Here is a 21,045-nt window from a genome sequence, read left to right on the forward strand (position 1 = left end):
AAGAATCCACTCCGGGGAATCGCCCCGCTGCCGCGTCAGAGATCCCATCCGGCGCGGGCCAGCATCCACAGGTTGATGACGATGACGACGATGGCGGTGAGGTAGAACGCTTCGGGAAGCGCGGCGTCGGGTCCGGGCATGAACGCTCCCTCGATCATGCTCGGGAGCCGCAGGGCGTGCAGCGCCCAGATCCCCCGGGCCAGCCACACGCTGCGCCGAAACCAGAGCCCCCAGAAGACGAGCGCCACGATCGCGGCGCCGAGCAGCAGCCATAGCACGATGGGGCCCCGGATCGGGTTGACCAGCCCGTTGCGCCACATGGCCACCACGGCGCCCTCGTAGAGCAGCCCGACGTGCAGGTACCAGAAGGCGGCCTGCCGGAACTTGCGGGTCCGCGCATCCCCGCTTCGCGCATCGGGGCCCTGGCTCTGCTCCTGCCCGGCCGCTCGCCCCTGAGCAAGGTCCTGGCTCGAATCGGTCACATTCCCTCCAGCCCCAGGTCCGAACGCGCCGTGTCCATGACCTCCGGGGTCATGCGCTCGATGCCCCGTTCGCGGGCGTAGTCGGTGTAGATGCGCTTCACCATGCCGCGCACGAAGGACGGCACCCGGCCGAGCCGATCCACCGCCGCCGGGGTCCACTCGACCCGGCCGGGACGGGCGGGAGCGGGGCGCTCCTCCTCCACGAAGGCGTCGTCGCGTCCTCCGTCCAGGTTGCCGCGCACCAGCTCCATCGGCTGTTCGGGCACCGTCCGGCCCCCGATCTCGATGCCCATGCTGCTCACCAGCTGCGTTTCCATGGGGTTGGTGAGCATGGCGATCTCGCGGCCGCAAGCGGAACATTCGAACACCGCCGCCAGGGTGCCGTCTCCGGGCAGTTGGCGCTCCGCGAAGGCCATGATGTGATCGCACTGGATGCAGAGGAACTTCATCGGGCTTGCTCCTCCCCCGCCTCTCGGGGTTCGGCGATCCTCCGCGCCAGCGCCCGGAAGGCGCGCGCGCTCGGCGAATCTTCGCTGGCGACCACGGCGGGAACCCCGCGGTCGGACGCTTCGCCCAGACGGGGATCGAAGGGGATCCGGCCCCAGATCTCCAGACCGGTGGCTGCGGCCAGGCGGGCGACGCCGTCTCCGGGAAAGAGCGGATCCGAGTAACCGCAGCACGGGCAGACGTATTCGGTCATGTTCGCCACCAGGCCTACCGTCGGGATTCCCTGCTCGCGCGCCAGACGCGCCGCCCGGGCCACCACCCGGCGGGACATCTCGGACGGAGTCGTCACCAGAAGCAGCGTCTCGAGTCCCGGCAGGAGCTGGAAGACGCGCTCCATCTTGTCGGTACCCGGAGGCAGATCCATCAGCAGGAAGTCGAGGTCACCCCACGCCACGTCGGACAGAAACTCGCGCACGGCACCGGTTTCGATGGAACTCTGCCACAGGAAGCCGTCACCGGAGGGCGCCCGCCAGCGCAGCGGAGCGTCGGCCTCGCTCTGCAGCAGCTCCATCGACATCACCCGGACACCCCCTGCGGCCGGCGCCGGAACCACACCCTCCGCCCCATCCACCAGCCGCTTCCCGGACGCACCCAGCATGCGGGCCAGCGACGGGCCGTTCAGGTCCGCGTCCAGCGCGCCGACCGTGCAGCCTTCCGCGGCCAGGGCGGCAGCCAGGTTCGCGGTCACCAGGCTCTTGCCCACCCCTCCCTTGCCGCTGCCGACGGCGACCAGATTGCGAATCCCGGCCAGCCGGCTGTCGAGCCGCCGCCGCTGGCCCCTGATCTGATCCACGAGCAGGTCGCCCGTCTGCGATTCCACCTCGTGGTAGGTGCGGATCTTTCTCATGGTACCGGGACTGCGCAGCCGATCAGGGCACGAGCTGGGTTCCGTCGGCATCGAGTACGGAAATCGCGTCAACCGGGCACTCGTCGCAGGCGGCCAACAGAGTCTCGCGGTCCACTTCGTCGATCCCCGCCCTGAACGTCGCAATCCCCTCGTCATCCAACTCGAAGGCGGCTTCGGCGGCCTCGATGCAGTCGCCGAAGCCCACGCAGAGATCCCGGTCGATCCGGATCAGAAGGTCTCCTGTCCGTCGCTCGTCAATGTCGCTCACCGGGATCCCGTCGCTGAAGTAGAGTCCTCGCCGGTGTCGGCCGGGACGGCTGAACATCTCCAGGGCCGCGAAACCGGGCAAGGTTGAAGGCGTGCCGTATCGATAACTATTATCATCTTCTGCCCGCCCGTTGCCACGGCAGGCTCGGAACCCGCCCGGGACGTATCGGCCCGGCACGACGCTTCAACCCCAGGGAGACAGTGGAACTCCTGGTATTCGGGACCAACCACAGGGTCGCCCCGGCCGCGGCCCGGGACCAGTTGGCGCTTTCCGGCGAAGAAACGCGCGAGTTGCTCGGAACGCTCGTCGACGGCGCGGACGGCGACCGCGTGGTTCGCGAGAGCGTGGTCCTGTCCACCTGCACGCGCACCGAGATCTTCGCCTGGACGCGCGAGCCGGCTCGGGCCATCGAACTGATGCGTCACAGGCTGCGCGACGTAAAGGACAACGACGCCGTATCCACCTCGCGTCACACGTTCTCCCTCAGCGGGCGCGAGGGAGTTCATCACCTCTTCCGCGTGGCCGCCGGACTCGATTCGCTCATGATCGGCGAGCCGCAGGTGCTGGGACAGGTGCGGCAGGCCTACGCCCTGGCTGAGGAGGAGGGAACCTGCGGGCCGTATCTGACCCGGCTGTTCCAGTCCGCCGTGCGCACGGGGAAGCGGGCGCGCGCGGAAACGGATATCGGCAAGGGATCGGCGTCGGTGGCGTTCGCCGCGGTGCGGCTGGCAACCAACATTCTCCCCGACCTGTCCGAGCAGGCGGTGCTGGTGGTGGGCGCGGGACGCACCGGCGCCCAGGCCGCGCGCAACTTCGCCGCGAAACGACCCCGCAGCCTGACCATCGTGAATCGTTCCGCCGCACGCGCGCAGGCGGTCGCGGACGAGTTCGGCGCGACCGCGCGGCCCTTCGACGAACTCCACGCCGCGCTGAAGCGGGCCAGCGTCGTGGTGACCGCGACCTCGGCCCCGAATCCGGTCATCACCGCCGCAACGCTCTGCGCCATCATGCGCGAGCGCGGTCGAAGGCCGCTGGTGATCATCGACATCGCCAACCCCAGGGATGTCGAATCCAGCGCTGGCCGCATTCCCAACGTCTTCCTGCGCGACCTGGACAGCCTGGGCGACATCGTGCAGGAGAACCTGATCCGCCGCAGCAAGCAGATTCCCCACGTCGAGCGCATTGTCGAGGAGGAACTCCAGAACTTCGTCGACTGGTTCGACACGCTGCAGGTGGTTCCGGTGCTCCGGTCGCTGCGCGAGAGCTTCTACAGGATCGCGGACGAGGAAGTGCGCCGGCACCTGCCCGGTTTCGACGAGTCGAGCCGCGACCGCCTGGAGCGCTACACCCGCTCGCTGGTGGCCCGGCTTCTGCACCAGCCCACCTGCCACCTGCGCGAGCTCGACCTGGAGACTTCCGAGGGGGTTTCCAGTCTGGCGGCGGTCAAGGAGATCTTCCAGCTCACGCCGGACGAGCCTGTGGAGTCCAACGGCGAACACGCGCCCAACGGCGCCGGCTGAACGCCGCGGCGGACGGCCCACCCGCAGAACGGCGGCATCGCGACGCATGGCCTATCCGCAGCACCGCCTCCGCCGCCTCCGGCAGTCGCCTGCCTGGCGCCGCCTGGTGCGCGAGAGCGCGCTCCGGGTGGAAGATCTCGTGTATCCGCTCTTCGTGGTGCCGGGCGAAGGACGGCGCCAGCCCGTGCCCAGCATGCCCGGCATACACCGCTTCTCCCCTGGGCTGCTCGTGGAGGAAGCCGGAACGGCCGTGGACGCGGGGGTGGGCGCCGTTCTCCTCTTCGGCGTGCCCGACCACAAGGACGCGCTGGGCTCCGAAGCCTACGCGGAGGGCGGCCTGGTGCCGCGGACGGTGCGTGAACTCAAGGCGCGCTATCCCGACCTGCTGGTTTGGACCGACGTGTGCCTCTGCCAGTACACCGACCACGGCCACTGCGCCATCCTTGCGGCGGACGGCTCTCCGGACGAGGAAGCCACCCTGCCCCTGCTCGCCCGGGCCGCTGTCTCTCACGCCCGCGCGGGAGCGGACGCGGTGGCCCCGAGCGACATGCTGGACGGGCGCGTGGGCGCGATCCGCGCGGCCCTGGACGAGGCGGGCCACGGCTCGACCCCCATCGTGTCGTACGCGGCCAAGTACGCCTCGGCCTTCTACGGCCCCTTCCGCGACGCGGCCCACTCGGCGCCTTCGCACGGCGACCGCCGCACCCACCAGATGGACCCCGCCAACAGCGACGAGGCGCTGCGCGAGGTGCAGGCCGACCTGGAGGAGGGCGCGGACATCGTAATGGTCAAGCCAGCGGGCCCCTGCCTCGACGTGATCCGGCGGGTCAGGGACACCTTCCGCGCGCCCACCGCCGCGTACCAGGTGTCCGGCGAGTTCAGCATGATGCGCGCCGCGGGCGAACGCGGCTGGATCGACGAGAGGGCGGTGGCGCTGGAGAGCCTGGGCGCGATCAAGCGGGCGGGCGCGGACATCATCGTCACCTACTACGCCGTGGAGGCCGCACGCTGGCTGCGCGAAGACACCTGAGGATCCGCCCGGAGAACCGGGTGCCGGCCGTGCTGGTCGGCATCATCGTGGTCCTGGCCGTTGTGCTGGTGACCATGTCCTTCGGCAGGCCCGTGGTCGAGGCTCACGTCCCGACACCCCCGGACCCCTCCGAGGCCGGTGAGACGCTCGTAGGTCCCATCGACTACACCGTGGATGCCACTTCCACCGGCGCGTGGCAATTCTTCGACTTCTCGCGCGGCTCGGTGGTGGTGAACCCGGGGCCTGGTGAGTGGGATCTGGCTTTTAGGCGCTTCCACATCATCGCCAACGGCGGCCCCGGCTTTTCCGGGGAAGGCGGGATCATCCGCCTGGAGGAGACCGACCTCGACGCGGTTTCGGAGCTGCCCGACGCACCTTACGTGGAGACCCGGGTGCGGCGCGATTCGGTCAACGCCGCCATCGAGCGCTGGTATGCCTACGGCTGGACAAGCCACCTCCTGACGCCGCACCCCGCCGTCTACGCGGTCCGGACGGCCGACGGCCGCTATGCCAAGCTGCAGCTTTTGGGATACTACTGCCCGGGCGCCCAGCCCGGATGCCTGACCTTCCGCTACGTCTACCAGGGGGCGGGCGGCCGCTCGGTGGCGACGCCTGCGGAGGCCGGCGAAGCCGTGAATCGTGAGCCGGACACCGGGGACCCATCCCGCGCCAGCGGCGAACGATGACACCCACCGCACCGACGGAAGCAGGGGACCGGAGGCGGGAGCTGCGCCGCGCACTGCGCGAACGACTGGCGCGCGGGATCTACGAGCGCGAGAAGGCCCGCGACCCGACCCGGAGCAGGCGCCAGTCTTCGTGGGAGGACCTGAACGCCGGCCGCCGCGCGACGCGGCTGAACTATGCCGACGAGCTGCTCACCACCCTCGCCGGAGCCCTGGGCGTGGACTGGACGACGGTCGAAGGCCTGGAGGCCTGCGCGGGCGCGGCACTTGCGCAGGGGGGCCGGGATCGCGAGATCGCCGCCGCCGGGACGCAGGAACTGGCCGAAGTGCTCGCCGCATTGGTGCCGAGGCCGGCGGCCGGGCTGGGACGCAGCCGGGGCTCGTGATAACCTAATCGGACTAAGTCCAGTTAGTTCGACATTCGAACGCCGGGCTTCCAGCTCCTTCTCAGGCGATCCGCCGCTGCTTGCGCCTGAGGAAGTCCATCATGATGTACTGCCCCAGGGTGAGCGAACTCGTGAAGTAGGCCTTTCCGCGCGAGATCTCGGTCACCTCGCGCACGAAGCGCACCAGGTAGGGGTCGCGGGCCAGCATGAAGGTGTTGATGTGGATGCCCGCATTCCGGCATGCAGCCACCTCGCGGAACGTCCGCCGCAGAATGAGGCCGTCGGGCGCGCCCGAGTTCTTGTAGATGCGGCCGTTGGGAAGAGTCACCGCGGAGGGCTTGCCGTCGGTGATCATGATGATCTGCATCATGTCCTTCTTCTGCGCCTTGAGCAGGCGGCGCGCGATCAGGAGACCTTCCGCGGTATTGGTGTGGAACGGTCCCACCTGCGCACGCGCGAGCTGCGAAAGCGGGATTTCCGTCGCGCGGTCGCCGAAGGTCACCACCCTGAGCACGTCGCCCGGAAACTGGGTGCGGATGAGGTGGGTCAGCGCCAGCGCCACCCGCTTGGCGGGCCCGAAGCGGTCCTCGCCGTACAGGATCATCGAGTGCGACACGTCGAGCATGAGCACCGTGGCGCACGAGGACCGGTACTCGGTCTGGCGCACCATGAGGTCCTGGTAGTCGAGCTCGATGGGAATCGACAGCCCCTCACGCTCGATCGCGCTCCGGAGGGTGGCGGGAATGTCCAGGTTCAGCACGTCGCCGTACTCGTAGGGGCGGCTCGCCGCGTCGGCCTCGACGCCGGTGGCAAGCTGCGGGGTTTCGTGGGATCCGAAGCTGGACGTCCCGCTGGCCGAAAGCAGATTGCGCAGAGCGCGATATCCCAGAAAATCCATCCCCTTGCGCGTGAGGCCGAAGTTCACGCTGCGGGCCGCGTCCCTAGCTTCGTCGATGTGCCCCTGGCCGGTCATTTCCTGCGCAGGCGGCATGGCCTTGCCGCCCTCGAGGGTCAGGTAGCCTTCCTCCACCAGCTTCTGCACGATTTCGTCGATGAGCTGGGCGATGCGGCGCTGGACCTCCTCGTCGCCCTCCCCCTCGCCGCGGAGTTCCTCGAGCATCTCCGGGGTGAACTGCCCGCTCTCGATGAGGGCGTCCAGGATCGCCCTCTGCAGGGCGTCGTAGGAGCTCGTGTCCTCGGTCCCGGACCATCCCCAGTAGGGATGAAAGTGCGGGCCGCCGGCGAAGCCCCCGTCCATCAGGAAGTCGGTGAGGTGCTCGAGCAGGGCCTCGAGGTTCAGGGCGTCGAGCAGGCCCGGCCGATACTTTGTGTAGGTCGTGAAGCGCACTGCCCTGCCCTCCCGGAGTGAGCGTCCGCTCGCACCCGCCGGTCCATCAACCTGAACGGCCGCCGGCGCGGCCGGCCATCCACAGGAGAATGGAAGCCATCCACGAAAGACTGCTCGCGTGGTTCGACGCGCACAAGCGGAACCTGCCGTGGCGGGGGGTCGGCGACCCCTACGCGGTGTGGATCTCGGAGGTCATGCTGCAGCAGACGCGAGCCGCCTTCGTGGCCCCCTTCTACCGGCGCTGGATGGAGCGGTTCCCGGATGTAGGCGCGCTCGCCGACGCCGACCTGGAAGAGGTGCTGCGGCTGTGGCGGGGGCTCGGATACTACGCCCGGGCGCGCAACGCCCACCGGTGCGCGCGGAAGGTGCGGGATGGGCATGGCGGTGTACTGCCCTCGTCGGCCGCGGGCCTGCGGGCCCTGCCGGGGATCGGACCGTACACCGCGGCCGCGGTGGCCAGCATTGCCTTCGGGGAGGCGGTGCCAGCCGTGGACGGCAACGTGCGCCGGGTGGTGGCGCGGCTGTTCGACCTCCCCGATCCCTCGCTCGCGCGGGCGCGCGATCTCGCGGCCGGACTGTTGGACAGAACACGTCCGGGCGACTTCAACGAGGCGATGATGGAGCTGGGGGCCACCGTGTGCACGCCCCGGTCGCCGAAGTGCGGAGCGTGTCCGCTGGCGGCGGACTGCCGGGCGCGCGCAGCCGGCACGGCGGCGGAGCGGCCGCTGAGGCGAAGGCGGCGCCCGGTGTCCACCCGCACCTGGGACGTGCAGGTCGCGGTCTCGCCGCAGGGCAGGACGCTGGTGGTGCGGCGCCCGCGCGAGGGGCTGCTGGGGGGGATGTGGGAGTTCCCGGCGGTGGAGGTGGACGATGGCGCTGACCGGGGTGGACGACCGATGAAGGTCGCGGAGCCCGCGGCCGGGGCGGCCGTGGAACTGCCCGCGGTCACCCACCGGTTCTCGCACTTCACGGCGGTGTACCGGCCGCGGCGGGTCGAGGTGGCCGCGGAGTGGGGGGAGGCGGCGGGCCGCTGGGTCACACCTGCAGAGTTGGCCGACCTGGCCCTGCCGGTCGCCCAGCAGCGCATCGCCCGGGCGGCAGGCTTCTGACGAGCACGGCGCCCCGGACGCCGGCGACGGCTACACCGGGGTGGCGGCGGTCACCGCGACCAGGGCGGCACGACCCGGTTCATGCGGGCATAGGCGATCGCCTGCCCCAGGTGCTCGTTCATGTGGGTCAGCAGCTGCAGCAACACCGCCCAGTTCTCCACTTCGCGGCCGTACAGCTCGGTGGGCTTCGCCAGGTCCGCCTCGGACATCGCGTCCATGATGCCGCGCACATGATCCATCGACGCGGCAAGAATGCGCACCGCCTCGCCCTTGGTGGTCACCCGCTCTTCCAGCGAGGCGTAATCCACGCCCGCAGGTGCGTCGACCCCGAGGTACATGTCCGGATACATGTAGTTGTAGCGGGCGACGTGCATGTACGCGGCGGCCACGGTGTACACCCCCTCCATGGGCTGCCACGAGTACGACTCTGCCGGCATCGCCTCGGCCAGCGCCACGAGCTTCTCTGCCGACGCCTCGAACTGGCCCCGCAACTCTCCGCCGAATCCGGAAATCCCTTGTGCGTGCACGGGCATCGCCAACACCGCCGCCGCGGCGAGCGTCAGCACGCCGCGGGCGAGAAGCAACCGCCCTCGACGACTCGTGACCGGGGCCTTCGCGTAGACTGAAGCACGAGTGAAACGACGCATGGTTCTCCTCCTGTTCGACTCAGCTCTGGGCCGGGAACGGCCCCGATTCCTTGAATCCCTGCCCCGGCGCGGGAGTGTCGTGGCGCGCGCGCCCGTACCCTCCCCCATCGGTGCGGCTGATGCGCTTGCCGTCGACCAGCGCCTCCAGCACGAGTTCGCAGGCGGATGCCGTGTGGCCGTCGCCGGCACCCTTTGTCGCCAGCCCGACATGCGAGAGCAGCTCCAGCAGGCCGGGCACGTTCTCGAATCCCTTGACGCACGCCTTCGCCCCGGCGTCGTTGGAGACCTGCAGCGCGCCCCCCTCTTCGAAGTACTCGACGATCGGTTCCACGTCGGCGCCGCCGGCATACGTCTCGAAGACCTGCCCCGCCGCCCGTGCGATCAGCTCGCGGGCGATGCGGTCGGGTCCGTGCAGCTCGCCCTCGTATTCCAGCTCCATCTTGCCGGTGATCGCGGGCCGGGCTGCGTAGATGTCGCTCACGCGCGGCACGACGGTCTTCTCCTTCAGGCGGAGCGCGCGGCGTTCCGCGCTGGCCACGGCGATCTCCAGCACCGAGATGGGCATGCGCTGGCTCACGCCCGAGCGCTGGTCCACGCGCTTGTCGACCCGGGCCAGAAACGCGATCGACTCCACGATCTCGCCGATGAAGTCGGGAATCTCCACCGGAAGATCCCCCCGCTCGACCCACGACTCCTGTGCCGTGATCGCGCGTCCGACACCGAGCGTTTCCGGGTAGTGGGTGCGCACTTCGGTCCCGATGCGGTCCTTCAGCGGCGTGATGATCTTGCCCCGCGCGGTGTAGTCCTCCGGGTTGGCGGTGAAGGCCAGCATGATGTCGAGCTGAAGGCGGATGGGGTATCCCTTGATCTGCACATCCCCCTCCTGGAGGATGTTGAAGAGCCCCACCTGGATCTTTCCGGCCAGATCCGGAAGCTCGTTGATGGCGAAGATGCCGCGGTTGGCCCGGGGCAGAAGCCCGTAGTGGACCGTCAGCTCGTCGGCCAGGATGTGTCCCCCGCGGGCGGCCTTGATGGGGTCCACGTCCCCGATCATGTCCGCGATGCTCACGTCCGGGGTGGCGAGCTTCTCGACATACCGGCTCTCGCGCGGCACCCACGCCACCGGCGCATCCTCCCCGTGCTCCTCGATGAGCAGCCGGCCGTAGCGCGACACCGGGTGGAACGGCTCGTCGTTGATCTCGCTGCCCGCGAGAATCGGGATCTCCTCGTCCAGAAACTCCACCAGCTGACGCAGGATCCGGCTCTTGGCCTGGCCCCGGAGGCCGAGCAGGATGAAGTCGTGCCGCGCGAGAATCCCGTTCACGATCTGGGGAACCACGCTGTCGTCGAAGCCCAGGATGCCCGGGAACAACTCCTCCCTGTCGCGGAGCTTGCGGACCAGGTTGGCCCTCATCTCGTCCTTCACGCTGCGGGGGCGATAGCCCGATTCGCGCAACTCCCGAACCGTGGCGGGTCGGCGATGGGTCATGTCTGTCGTGTGGGGTAGCGGGGGGTCGGATCGACGCCGTGACGACCGGCGCGGGATTGGCTAGGATGTAGCACTTCGGGAGGCCGGCTGCCCGGGGTCGGGCGGCGCTTCGGCCTCGACAGACTACCCCGCTCTCCGGGCCCGGATCCTGCGGGCCGGGCGCCGGCTCGATCGGCGGCGCCCACCGCCCGCGCGGAGACCGGCAGCCCGCTCAGGAGTCCTTATGCCACAACCTCCGGCGTCCGTTCGACCGGCTGCCTGGCAGCCTGCGCTCCCCGTCGATCGCTTCATCGTGGAGGAACCTCCGGACGCCGAAGCGCTCCCCCTCGACGTGGTGTTCGTGGGCGGAGGCCCGGCCGGGCTCGCCGGCGCGATACAGCTCGCAAAGCTGGCGCAGGCGGACGGCGAGGCTGGGGGCGATCTGGGCGAACTCCAGATCGGCGTGCTCGAGAAGGCCGGGGAGTTGGGCGAGCACTGCCTGTCCGGCGCCGTGGTCAACCCGCGCGCCTTCCGGGAACTCTTCCCCGAACTCACCGACGGCGACTTCCCCTTCGCGCGCCCGGTGTCCCGTGAAGCGGTGTACCTGCTGACGGGCGCACGGGCGTTCCGACTGCCGACACCGCCCACGATGAGGAATCACGGCAACTTCGTGGGCTCGATCTGCGAGATGGTGCGGTGGCTGGGCGAGCGCGCGGAGGAACTGGGCGTGAACGTCTTTCCGGGCTTTCCCGTCGATTCGCTCCTGGTTGAGGGAACGCGCGTCGCGGGTGTGCGCACGACGCCAGCCGGCCTCGACCGGAAGGGCGCGCCGGGCGCGGGATACCAGCCGCCCATGGATATCGCGGCCCGGATCACCGTGCTCGCCGAAGGCACCCGCGGCCCGCTCACCCAGGCCTGGCTTGAGCGGGAGGGCATCGGTTCGCCCAACCCCCAGATCTACGCCCTCGGGGTGAAGGAGCTCTGGCGCACCCGCCGGCCCCTGGACCGCGTCGTGCACACCCTGGGATGGCCGCTCCCGCGCGATGCCTTCGGGGGCAGCTTCATGTATCCGCTCGCCGACGACCTGGTCGCGCTCGGACTGGTCGTGGGGCTGGATTACCGCGATGCCTCCCTCGATGTCCACGAGCTGCTCCAGCGGATGAAGCTGCATTCGCTTTTTCGCTCCACCCTCGAGGGCGGCGAGATGCTGGAATGGGGCGCGAAGACCATCCCCGAAGGGGGCTACTACTCGGTTCCGCAGCGCCGCCACGGGGAGGGGTTGCTGGTCTGCGGCGACGCGGCAGGTCTTGTGGACGTTCCCTCTCTCAAGGGCATCCACTACGCGATGCAGTCGGGCATTCATGCGGCCCGCGCCATCTTCGCCCAGCTCAAGGGCGAGGGCGACGGCCTGGCGGGATTCAGCCGCGCCCTGGACGACTCGTACGTGATGAAGGACCTGCGCCGCACCCGGAACCTTCGCCTGGCCTTCAAGAAGGGCTCTTGGGCGGGCGGGATCCGGGCGGGGATCATGACGGTGACGGGCGGCGCCTTCCCCGGGGCCCGCATCCCGGTAACGGAAGACGTCGATGAGGAGCGTCGCAGGGGCTCGGCCCCGGCCTTCAAGCCCGATGGAGAACTCACCTTCTCCAAGGTCGACGCGGTGTACAAGTCGGGGAACCAGACCCGCGACGACATCCCGAGCCATGTGCTTGCGGGCGACGACGTCCCCCCGGAGGGAGCCGCGTTTTACGCCCGCATGTGCCCGGCCGGGGTGTACGAGGAGGGTGAAGACGGCGAACTGGTCGTGAATGCTCCCAACTGCGTAGACTGCAAGGCAACCGACGTGCTGGGGCCGCGCTGGACACCGAGGGAAGGGGGCAGCGGGCCGGCATACCGAAGGATGTAGTCATGGACAGGCTTGTGCCATCCCACCTCGCGCTCTTGCCGGTGTTCGCGCTCGGTGCCGCGACGGCATGCGCGGAACGGGAACCGGACGCCGTCATCGAGGTCGACAGCGCCGGGGTCCGGATCGTGGAGAGCCGGGCCGCGGCATGGCCGCCCGGGACGGAGTGGCGCGTGGACCCGGAACCCGTATTCCGGCTGGGAGACGCCGGGGACGACCCCTCCTCCAGCTTCTTCCGGATCCTCGATGTCGCGCTGCTCGCCGGCGGTGAGGTCATCGTCGTGGACGGCGGGACCGCCGAGGTGCGTCGCTACGACGCGGCGGGCCGCCACCTGTGGAGCACCGGAGGACGGGGAGAGGGGCCGGGAGAATTCCGCTTCCCGCGCTACCTGGGGCGGCGTGACGACGGTGCGTTCCTGATCTGGGACCGGGCGCTCTCTCGCGTGTCAACCATCGGACAGAACGGCGACCGGCTCGGCACCGAACGCCGGTCCAGTTCGGACGGATCGCCGGTGGTGGCTTTCGGCCTCTTCGAAGACGGTTACTGGCTGGTCGCACTTCCGGCCGTGAGGCGGGTGACTGAGCCCGGCACCGCATGGACCGACAGCGTCCGGTTGGGGCGCTACGATCCGGTGCTGGAGGAGGAAGTTCAGCTGCCGACGGTTCTCGGCCAACGATGGTTGTGGACCGGCCAATCGATGCTGCCGGTGCCGTTCAGTCCAAGGCCGCTGCGGGCAATCGTGGGCAATCGGGTCGCCGTGGCCAGCGGATCCGTACCGGATGTATCGATCCACGATCCTGACGGCTCGCTGGTGACCCGCTACCGGATCGCACGCGACCGCGTGCCGGTGACGGAATCGGATGTCGGACAGGTGATCGAAAGCCTGGTCGAACTGGGGCAGGGTACCGCCGCGGTGTGGCGGCAATGGCGTGACGAGATGGAGGTCCCGGCGTACGAGCCGGCGTTCGACCTGCTGCTGGCCGACGGGGACGCCAACCTGTGGGCACAGCGATTCACGGCCGATCTGCTGTCGCGCGAGCCGCCATCATGGGACGTATTCAGCCCAGCGGGCACCTGGCTGGGCGTGGTTGCGACGCCGGGCGGCATGGTCGTCACCTCCATTCGCGACGGTCTCGTGGCGGGGGTATACCGGGATGAGCTGGGCGTCGAGTACGTCAGCGTACATCGCCTGGAAGCTCTCTAGTCGTCCAGGATACTCACCATCACTCCGGCCTCGGTCCGGACCAGGGAGGGCATGACGACGGGGATGTCGCGCGTCTGGTAGTGCGCCAGCACTGCGTTCGCCGTCGAGAAGGCGCTCAGTTGCTCCAGCGTGCGGATCGTCGGGAAGATCATCGGAAGCCGCCCTGCGCCGTGCCGGTCGAGGGCCTGGCCGGGGGAAAGCCAGAGCGAATCGGTCATCTCGCGCGGGTCGGGGGCCGAGCGCGACCCCGCGGGCGCCAACGCCGCGAAAAAGCGGGTGTCGTAGCGGCGCGTCTCGGCCTCGGGGGTGATCCAGTGGGCGATGTACTGGAGGGCGGATCCGTCGATGTCCACCCCCAGGTCGTCCAGTACCTCGGCGAATCCCAGAGTGCCGGCCAGCAGGTGCTCGCGCAGGCGGACCAGGCGCGCGCCGCCGACCGCCGTGCCGGGTAGAAAGCGTTCCCCGGGCCGGGCGACCAGCACCGCCGCCTCCTCGAAGGCCTCGCGCGCGGCGGCCAGGTAATACGCGATGGCGGGCGGATCCCCGTCCGGCAGCGCGAGCCGGACCGCCGCGGCCTCCGGCGTGAGCCGCTCCAGGCGGGAGACGAGCGCGCGATCGGCGTCCTGCGCATCCACCCGCCCCCCGGGAAAGACGTAGGCGCCCGGCACGAATCCTGCGGAGCGGTTGCGCCGCATCAGCAGGAGCTGGAAGCCCGGGGCGCGCTCGCGCAGCAGCACGACGGTCGCGGCGGGACGAGGCGTCACGCCGGAGGGCGGAAGGCGTTCAAACCGGCCCATCAGCGCCCGACCGCCATCCCGTCCTTGCGCGGGTCCGACCCTGCCGCCCAACCCCGCTCCAGACGCATCACCGCCTGTCCTCCGCCGAAGGACGTGAGCGACGGATCGATTACGTGATGCCCCATGAGGGCAAGCGCGACCTCCGTTGTGCGGCCCATCCCCTCGACCGCCACATCCCGTCCGGCCGTGTGGCGAAACCGGGGGGCCTCGATGGCGGCCTGCAGATCCATGCCGAAGACCAGGAGGTTGAGCAGCACCTGGACGTGTCCCTGGGGTTGCATGGAGCCGCCCATGACACCGAACGCCAGCCACGGTTCTTCGTCCCGCGTGACGAATGCCGGGATGATGGTGTGCAGCGGCTTCTTGCGGGGCGCGACCTCGTTGGGATGCCCTTCCTCGAAGGTGAAGCAGGCGCCCCGGTTCTGAAGGGCAAATCCGGTCCCCGGAATCACCACGCCGGAGCCGAAGCCCTCGTAGAGGCTGTTGATGAACGACACCATGTTGCCGTGCTCGTCCGCCGTGCATAGGTAGATGGTCTCGCTCTCCGGGACCGCGGCTCCAGGGACCACCCGGTCGGCGGCCTCGCGCCGGTTCAGGAGCGCCCGGCGGGAGTTCACATGGTCGTCGGCGAGCAATGCCCGAGCCGGGATCCTCATGTGGTCCGGGTCGCCCACATGGCCCGCGAGGTCGGCGAAGGCCAGCTTCTTGGCCTCGATCAGATGATGCAGATACGCCGGGCTGTTGTGACCCATGATGCGGAGATCGAACCCCTCGAGGATGCGGAGCATCTCGAGCGCGGCGATCCCCTGCCCGGCCGGTGGAAGCTCCCACAACGTGTGGTCTGCGAAATCGGTGGAAAGCGGCGTCACCCAGCGCGCCTCGTGGCCGGCGAGGTCCTCGCGGGTCAGGAAGCCGCCCAGCTCCTCCAGCCCGTCGACCAACAGGGCGCCCAGTTCACCGGTGTAGAACGCCTCCGTCCCCCCGCCCACGACCACGCGGAGGCAGGCGGCCAGCTCCGGCGACCGGAACCACTCACCCGCGCGCGGGGCGCGCCTACCCCCGACCAGGCAGGTGGCGGCGGCCCCTGGATCGGCGCGCAGCTTGTCGGCCGCGGCGGCCCACTGGCCCGCGATGATGGGAGTGACCGGAAAGCCCTCCTCCGCCACCCGGATGGCCGGCGCGAGCACTTCCGCGAAGGTCATCGCCCCGAACCGGTCCAGCAGGGCCGCCCACCCCGCGACCGCACCCGGCACCGTCACCGATCCGGGCCCGCTCGCGGGCACTTCCTCCAACCCCGCAGCCGCGAGCGCCTCGCGCGACATGCCCGACCCCGACCGTCCGCTCGAGTCGAGCCCCACCAGCCGGCCCTCCTCCGCCGACCACAGCAGCGCGAACATGTCGCCGCCCATCCCGGTCATGTGCGGCTCGACCACGTTCAGCATGGCCGCGGCGGCGACGGCCGCGTCGACCGCGTTCCCGCCCCGCTCCATAGCCGAGAGCGCGGCCCAGCTGGCGAGCGGCTGGCTGGTGGCGGCGGCGCTCCGCGGCGCGTAGACGGTGGATCGTCCGGTCACGGCCTCCCATTCCGGTTTGAGCGTGGACGCATCGTCACTCCCGGGGCTCGGTTCGGCTGGCGCAAACGCGCGTGCCGCGCCAAGCTAGAGGGAGCGAGCGGAGCCTGCCAGCCTCCCTGCGTGCGAAACCCGGTCTGCCAGAATGGCAGTCCCGGCACGCGGGGTCGGCCATTATGTCAGGCCCGATTCGTGCATGTGGGCCCGACACCATGCATTTCGTCTGACATGGAAGGCGAGCGAACCGCCTGGAAGCCGGGGTATCTGCCTTTCTGACAGGTCAACCGCGGCGCGGCCCGAGGCAGGGCCGGCTTCGCGGGGCAGACCAACCCGTCTCGCCAGAGCTAACGACAAGGAGTCGGATCCGTGGGCGAACGATACAGGCTACCCGTGCTTCCGTTGCGGGACACGGTGGTGTACCCGGGGGTGGCGGTGCCCATCTCGGCCGGTCGACCCGGTACCATTGAGGCCGTCCAGGCTGCCCTCGAAGGAGATCGCAAGCTCCTCGCGGTGGCCCAGCGGGAGAACGTGGACAAGCCGACCCCCGAGGGGCTGTACGAGGTCGGCACGGTGGTGCGCGTCATTCAGACCCACCGCGTACGGGCCGGAATCCAGCTCCTGGTGCAGGGGGACAGGCGGGCGCAGGTCCTCTCCTACGAGAAGCGCGGCAAGGCCATGCTCGCGGCCATGGTTCTGGACCTCGAGAGAATCCCGCCTCGCAGCGAGCAGGATCCCGCCTTCCAGGCCCTGGACCGGGAACTGCGCGACCGGGCCGCCGGGCTGGGCACCCGGCGCGGCGTCCCTGCCGAGTCGTTGAACCAGCTCATCCAGGGGGTGGACGAACCGGGCGCGTTCGCGGACCTGGTCGCGTTCTACCTCGACCTGCAGACCGCCGAGAAGCAGCGGCTCCTGGAAGTGCTCGACGACGAGGACCGCATGCGCCAGGCGCTCGTGGCGGTGGAGCGCGAACTGGTGCGGCTCAGCGCGCAGGAGGAGATCCAGGCCCGGGTGCAGGAGGAGCTGGGGGAGCGCCAGCGGGAGATGCTCCTTCGCGAACAGATGAAGCAGATCCGGCGCGAGCTGGGCGACGAGGACGAGAAGGCCGAACTCGACGATCTGCGCGAGCGGATCGAGGCGTTGCGGCTCAACGAGGACGCCCGCGCCGAAGTTCAGCGGGAGCTCAAGCGCCTGGGACGGACCAACCCCCAGTCGGCCGAATACCAGGTCATCCGCACCTACCTCGAGTGGATCACGGAACTGCCCTGGGACGATCGCACCGAGGACAAGATCGACCTGGAGACGGCTGCGGACGTGCTCACCGAAGACCACTACGGGCTGGAGGACGTCAAGGACCGCATCCTCGAATTCCTCGCCGTGCGCAAGCTTCAGGCGGAGCGGGCGCCGGACGCCGTAGAAGAGGAAGGCGAGGACGCGGAAGAGGAGGAAGCCCGGCAGCAGGCCCAGGCCGGGGCCGCCCGGAATGGATCTCCGGCGGAGGACGAGCCGGCCACTGCATCACCGCCCTCGAGCGGCCAGGGACCCATTCTGCTCTTCGTGGGCCCGCCAGGTGTCGGCAAGACGAGCATCGCGCAGTCCATCGGCCGGGCGATCGGCCGCAAGTATGTGCGCATCTCGCTGGGCGGCGCGCGCGACGAAGCGGATATCCGGGGGCATCGGCGGACCTACGTGGGCGCCATGCCGGGACGCATCATTCAGGGAATGCGCCAGGTGAAATCGAAGAATCCCGTGTTCCTGCTCGACGAAGTCGACAAGCTGGGCGTCTCGTTCCAGGGGGATCCCAGCGCGGCTTTGCTCGAAGTGCTGGACCGGGCCCAGAACTGGACCTTCACCGACCACTACCTGGGCATCCCCTTCGACCTGTCGGAGGTGCTGTTCGTCGCCACCGCGAACTACTGGGACCGCATTCCGCCCCCGTTGCTCGACCGCATGGAGCGGGTCGACTTCAGCGGATACACCGAGCAGGAAAAGCTGGAGATCGCCAAGCGCTACCTGCTGCCCAGGCAGCTGGAGGAAAACGGGCTGCGGGAGGAGGAGATGGAGCTGGGCGACGAGGCGATCCTGAACGTGATCAGCGAACACACGCGCGAGGCAGGCGTCCGCCAGCTGGAGCGCGAGATCGGAAAGCTGGCGCGCAAGGTCGCGCGCAGGATCGCCGGCGGCGGATGCGAACAGGTCGTCGTGGACCAGGCCGTCGTGCGCGAGTTGCTGGGCCGCCCGCGGGTGCACCCCGAGGTGATGGCCGAGGAGGACCGGGTGGGTGTGGCCACCGGCATGTTCTACACGCCCACCGGCGGGGACATCATGTTCGTCGAGGCGAGCGTCATGCCGGGGGACGGCAAGCTGGTGCTCACCGGGCAGCTGGGCGACGTGATGAAGGAATCGGGGCGTGCGGCGCTGACCTATGCCCGCAGCCATCACCAGAGTCTGGGGATGTCCGTCGAGGATGTGCTGGACAAGGAAGTGCACATCCACGTGCCCGCGGGCGCGGTGCCGAAGGACGGCCCTTCCGCGGGGATCACGATGGCGACCGCGCTCATCTCGGCGCTTTCAGGGCGGCCGGTGAGACGCGACGTGGCCATGACCGGCGAGCTGACGCTGACGGGCAGGGTGCTCCCCATCGGCGGCCTGAAGGAGAAGATCCTGGGCGCGGTGCGCGCCGGCATCAGCGAGATCGTGCTCCCCGCCGAAAACCACGCCGATCTGGAAGACCTTTCCGACGAGGTGCGCGCCGACCTGGTGCTGCACCTGGTCGACGGTCTCGACGACGTCACGCGGGTGGCGTTCGCGGGCGGGCAGGGCGCCGGGGAAGACCCGGTCGAGGCCGCCGACCCGATGGCGCTGCTCGCCCCCGACGGCTCGTCCTCCGCGCCCGAGGTCGCGACGCACTGACCGAGCCGACCCTCGAGGTTGCGCCCGGCGCCGTGATGGGGCGGCACCACGGGCGGCAGACGGCGCGTCACTTCGGCCGGCCCGACCTGGAGTACCAGGCCGCCGTGGGCTCGGCGGCCGTCCTCGATCGTTCGCACCGCAGCCGGCTGGCGGTCTCGGGCCGGGCGCCGGTGCGCATGCTGGCCGGCGTGCTCACCAACAGCGTCCCGCCACCCCCCACGCCGGCCGCCTCCGGGCTGCTCGCGGGGCGCACGGCCTACAGCGCCGTGCTCATCCCCAAAGGACGCATGGTCACCGACCTGGTGGTCGCCTGGAGGGGCACCCGCGAGGACCGCCACGGGCTCTGGCTGCATGTTCCGGCCGCCGGACACGCACCCCTGGTGGCCCACCTGCGCAAGTTCCTGCCGCCCCGGTTCGCCTTCGTCGACGACGTCACCGACGCAACCGGCACCCTCACCGTCGCCGGCCCGGACGCGGCCGGCATGGTGGGAGCCGCCCTCGACATCGCCTCCGGCGAACTCGCGGCGCTGGACGCAGACGGCTGCCTCCTCACCGGCCCGCCGCCGGACGGCGTCCTGGTCGCGCGCCTCGCCGAGGTGCGGCTGCCCGCCTTCGACATTCTGGGCGACCGGGCCGCGCTCGCACGGCTGGGAGCCGAGCTGGTTCGCCTGGGCGCGGCGCCGACGGGCATGGGCGTCTTCGAAACGCTGCGCATCGAGGCGGGCCGGCCCGAATTCGGCCTCGACATGGACGACCGCACCATCCCCACGGAAGCCGGGATCGACGCGCGCGCCATTGACCACGGCAAGGGTTGCTATACGGGACAGGAAGTGATCGTGCGCATCCGCGACCGCGGCCACGTCAACCGGCATCTGCGCGGCCTCCTGCTCGGCGATGCGCCCACCCCCGCGCCGGCGACCCCCTTGTACTCGGGCACGAAGGCCAAACCGGTCGGGCACGTCACCAGCGCGGCCCTGTCGCCCGCCTTCGGGCAGACCATCGCGCTGGGTTTCGTGCGCCGGGAAGTGGTCCCGCCCGCCGAGCTTCGGCTGGGGAGCCTGGACGGGGTAGCTGTGGCCGTGCGGGCACTCGGGGACGATGGCTGGGAGCTTCAGCGGGGCGACCTGAGCTGAGGCGCGGCGCGGCCGGCGATCGCGCCGGCCCGAAGGCGCCCGACCACATCCGGCGAGCCCCTTCCGCGTATTGCGGTCAGCCGTCCCGGGAGGCCTTGAAGTGGTCCACGATCAGGCCGCCGTGGAAGCGCCCGTTCTCGATGAAGATCTTGTTGGCGTCGTGGCCCGCGGCCAGCACGCCCGCGATGTAGATGCCGGGGGTGTTGGTCTCCATGGTGGCGCGGTCGTGGCTGGGAATGCCGGTCTGCTCATCGATTCTGACGCCCACGCTTTCCAGAAGCAGCGGCGAAGCCCGCCATCCGGTCATGGCGAAGACCCAGTCGTTGGCGAGTTCGGTGATCTCGCCCGTCTCCAGATGCTCCAGGACGACGCTGCGTTGCCCGATCTCCGTGACCCGCGTCGTGAAATGGGTGGCGATCTCCCCGAACTTGATCCGGTTGGTGATGTCGGGAACCACCCACGGCTTCACGCCATCGTCGATGCCGTCGAAGATGTGGACCAGAGTGACCCGCGCATGGGCCCGGAACAGCTCCAGCGCGGCCTCCACCGCCGAGTTGCGCCCGCCCACCACGAGAACGTCCTGGTCGTAGTAGGGATCGGGCTCCCTGTAGTAGTGGTGCACCTTGGGCAGGTCCTCTCCGGGAACGTCCAGGTAGTTGGGCTCGTGGAAGCCGCCGGTGGCGATCACCACGGCGCGTGCGCGGTGTCCGGCGCGGGTGCCGTCACGGCGGCGCGTGCGCAACACGAAGTCCCCCCTCTGGCCCTCGATCGCCGTCACCTCCTCGTGCTGGCGCACATCCAGCGCGAAATGCCGCACGACGCGCCGGTAGTAGACGAGGGCATCCCGGCGCGTCGGCTTGCCGGAAGCCAGAATGAAGGGCACATCCTCGATCTCCAGCTTCTCCGCCGTGGAGAAGAAGGTCATGTAGGGCGGATAGTGGATGAGGGAGTCGGTGATGAACCCGCGGTCGAAGGCGGTGGCCGATACCCCTCCGACCCTGGCCGCACTCGCCGTTGCCAGGCCGCAGGGTCCTGCGCCCACGATCGCCAGGTCGACGGGCTTGCCTTCAGTGGCCATCCTGCCTCCGGCGGAGAGCGTTTCGAGTTCGGACATCTTCTCACACATCGTCGGTTTTCACGGCGCCGACCCGGGAAACATCCAGGCTCTGAAGATATAACTCCAGAAGCGGGGGTCGGGTTGTGCGCGGGAACGCCGCTGCGGCTGGAGCGT

19 protein-coding genes are annotated in these 21,045 nt (G+C 69.8%); 9 read left to right on the plus strand and 10 right to left on the minus strand.

Annotated elements, in window-relative coordinates; translation table 11 throughout:
• Positions 1-35: 35 nt before the first annotated feature.
• The 4 genes from OXU32_11260 to OXU32_11275 are packed head-to-tail and all read right to left on the minus strand — an operon-like array spanning position 36 to position 2,104.
• Positions 36-482 carry a hypothetical protein gene (locus tag OXU32_11260; protein MDE0074527.1) on the minus strand — a complete coding sequence of 149 codons (447 nt, stop codon included), beginning with the start codon at positions 480-482 and terminating at the stop codon, positions 36-38.
• Complete coding sequence (locus tag OXU32_11265; protein ID MDE0074528.1) at positions 479-931, minus strand: PCP reductase family protein; 453 nt, start codon at positions 929-931, stop codon at positions 479-481. The genes OXU32_11260 and OXU32_11265 overlap by 4 nt, the downstream gene beginning before the upstream one ends.
• Positions 928-1,836, minus strand: a complete 909-nt coding sequence (locus OXU32_11270; GenBank protein MDE0074529.1) for a P-loop NTPase — start codon at positions 1,834-1,836, stop codon at positions 928-930. The genes OXU32_11265 and OXU32_11270 overlap by 4 nt, the downstream gene beginning before the upstream one ends.
• 22 nt (positions 1,837-1,858) lie before the next feature.
• The gene (locus OXU32_11275) at positions 1,859-2,104 is read right to left on the minus strand and encodes a ferredoxin (GenBank protein MDE0074530.1); all 246 of its coding nucleotides are present in this window, start codon (positions 2,102-2,104) and stop codon (positions 1,859-1,861) included.
• Between the two features lie 200 nt (positions 2,105-2,304).
• Here OXU32_11275 and hemA point away from each other — a divergent pair, with 200 nt between their 5' ends.
• The 4 genes from hemA to OXU32_11295 are packed head-to-tail and all read left to right on the plus strand — an operon-like array spanning position 2,305 to position 5,723.
• Entirely contained in the window at positions 2,305-3,624 is a 1,320-nt protein-coding gene (hemA, locus tag OXU32_11280) for a glutamyl-tRNA reductase (GenBank protein ID MDE0074531.1), read from the plus strand.
• 46 nt (positions 3,625-3,670) lie between these two features.
• Complete coding sequence (hemB, locus tag OXU32_11285; GenBank protein MDE0074532.1) at positions 3,671-4,654, plus strand: porphobilinogen synthase; 984 nt, start codon at positions 3,671-3,673, stop codon at positions 4,652-4,654.
• A 20-nt stretch (positions 4,655-4,674) separates the two neighbouring features.
• A complete protein-coding gene (locus OXU32_11290; protein ID MDE0074533.1) occupies positions 4,675-5,340 on the plus strand; it encodes an HmuY family protein in 666 nt (221 codons plus the stop codon).
• Positions 5,337-5,723 carry a hypothetical protein gene (locus OXU32_11295; protein MDE0074534.1) on the plus strand — a complete coding sequence of 129 codons (387 nt, stop codon included), beginning with the start codon at positions 5,337-5,339 and terminating at the stop codon, positions 5,721-5,723. The genes OXU32_11290 and OXU32_11295 overlap by 4 nt, the downstream gene beginning before the upstream one ends.
• A gap of 61 nt (positions 5,724-5,784) precedes the next feature.
• Here the strand turns inward: OXU32_11295 and OXU32_11300 are convergent, their stop codons facing one another.
• Complete coding sequence (locus tag OXU32_11300; GenBank protein MDE0074535.1) at positions 5,785-7,071, minus strand: VWA domain-containing protein; 1,287 nt, start codon at positions 7,069-7,071, stop codon at positions 5,785-5,787.
• An 89-nt stretch (positions 7,072-7,160) separates the two neighbouring features.
• Between OXU32_11300 and mutY the strand changes: the two genes are divergently transcribed.
• A complete protein-coding gene (gene mutY / locus OXU32_11305; GenBank protein MDE0074536.1) occupies positions 7,161-8,180 on the plus strand; it encodes an A/G-specific adenine glycosylase in 1,020 nt (339 codons plus the stop codon).
• A gap of 50 nt (positions 8,181-8,230) precedes the next feature.
• On the opposite strand, the gene OXU32_11310 is transcribed toward mutY, so the two are convergent.
• Together OXU32_11310 and OXU32_11315 are read right to left on the minus strand one after the other, a co-directional pair.
• On the minus strand, positions 8,231-8,827 hold the full coding sequence (locus OXU32_11310) for a DinB family protein (protein ID MDE0074537.1): 597 nt from the start codon (positions 8,825-8,827) through the stop codon (positions 8,231-8,233).
• A 19-nt stretch (positions 8,828-8,846) separates the two neighbouring features.
• Positions 8,847-10,316, minus strand: a complete 1,470-nt coding sequence (locus tag OXU32_11315) for a magnesium chelatase (protein MDE0074538.1) — start codon at positions 10,314-10,316, stop codon at positions 8,847-8,849.
• 223 nt (positions 10,317-10,539) lie between these two features.
• Between OXU32_11315 and OXU32_11320 the strand changes: the two genes are divergently transcribed.
• Together OXU32_11320 and OXU32_11325 are read left to right on the plus strand one after the other, a co-directional pair.
• Positions 10,540-12,201, plus strand: a complete 1,662-nt coding sequence (locus OXU32_11320; protein ID MDE0074539.1) for an electron-transfer flavoprotein:ubiquinone oxidoreductase — start codon at positions 10,540-10,542, stop codon at positions 12,199-12,201.
• Positions 12,202-12,203: 2 nt separating this feature from the next.
• On the plus strand, positions 12,204-13,403 hold the full coding sequence (locus tag OXU32_11325) for a hypothetical protein (protein MDE0074540.1): 1,200 nt from the start codon (positions 12,204-12,206) through the stop codon (positions 13,401-13,403).
• Here the strand turns inward: OXU32_11325 and OXU32_11330 are convergent.
• Both OXU32_11330 and OXU32_11335 read right to left on the minus strand, forming a co-directional pair.
• Entirely contained in the window at positions 13,400-14,200 is an 801-nt protein-coding gene (locus OXU32_11330; protein ID MDE0074541.1) for an NUDIX hydrolase, read from the minus strand. The two genes, OXU32_11325 and OXU32_11330, sit on opposite strands and share 4 nt — an antisense overlap.
• Positions 14,200-15,774 (minus strand): gamma-glutamyltransferase family protein, encoded by a 1,575-nt coding sequence (locus tag OXU32_11335; protein ID MDE0074542.1) that lies wholly within the window; start codon positions 15,772-15,774, stop codon positions 14,200-14,202. Before OXU32_11335 ends, OXU32_11330 begins: the two co-directional genes overlap by 1 nt.
• A gap of 363 nt (positions 15,775-16,137) precedes the next feature.
• Here OXU32_11335 and lon point away from each other — a divergent pair, with 363 nt between their 5' ends.
• Together lon and OXU32_11345 are read left to right on the plus strand one after the other, a co-directional pair.
• A complete protein-coding gene (lon, locus tag OXU32_11340; protein MDE0074543.1) occupies positions 16,138-18,681 on the plus strand; it encodes an endopeptidase La in 2,544 nt (847 codons plus the stop codon).
• A complete protein-coding gene (locus OXU32_11345; GenBank protein MDE0074544.1) occupies positions 18,678-19,814 on the plus strand; it encodes a hypothetical protein in 1,137 nt (378 codons plus the stop codon). Before lon ends, OXU32_11345 begins: the two co-directional genes overlap by 4 nt.
• Positions 19,815-19,890: 76 nt before the next feature.
• Here OXU32_11345 and OXU32_11350 read toward each other — a convergent pair whose 3' ends face one another.
• Positions 19,891-20,928, minus strand: a complete 1,038-nt coding sequence (locus OXU32_11350) for a YpdA family putative bacillithiol disulfide reductase (GenBank protein ID MDE0074545.1) — start codon at positions 20,926-20,928, stop codon at positions 19,891-19,893.
• Positions 20,929-21,045: the final 117 nt, after the last annotated feature.

This window comes from Gammaproteobacteria bacterium (genome assembly GCA_028819075.1).
GTDB lineage: Bacteria > Gemmatimonadota > Gemmatimonadetes > Longimicrobiales > Gaopeijiaceae > BD2-11.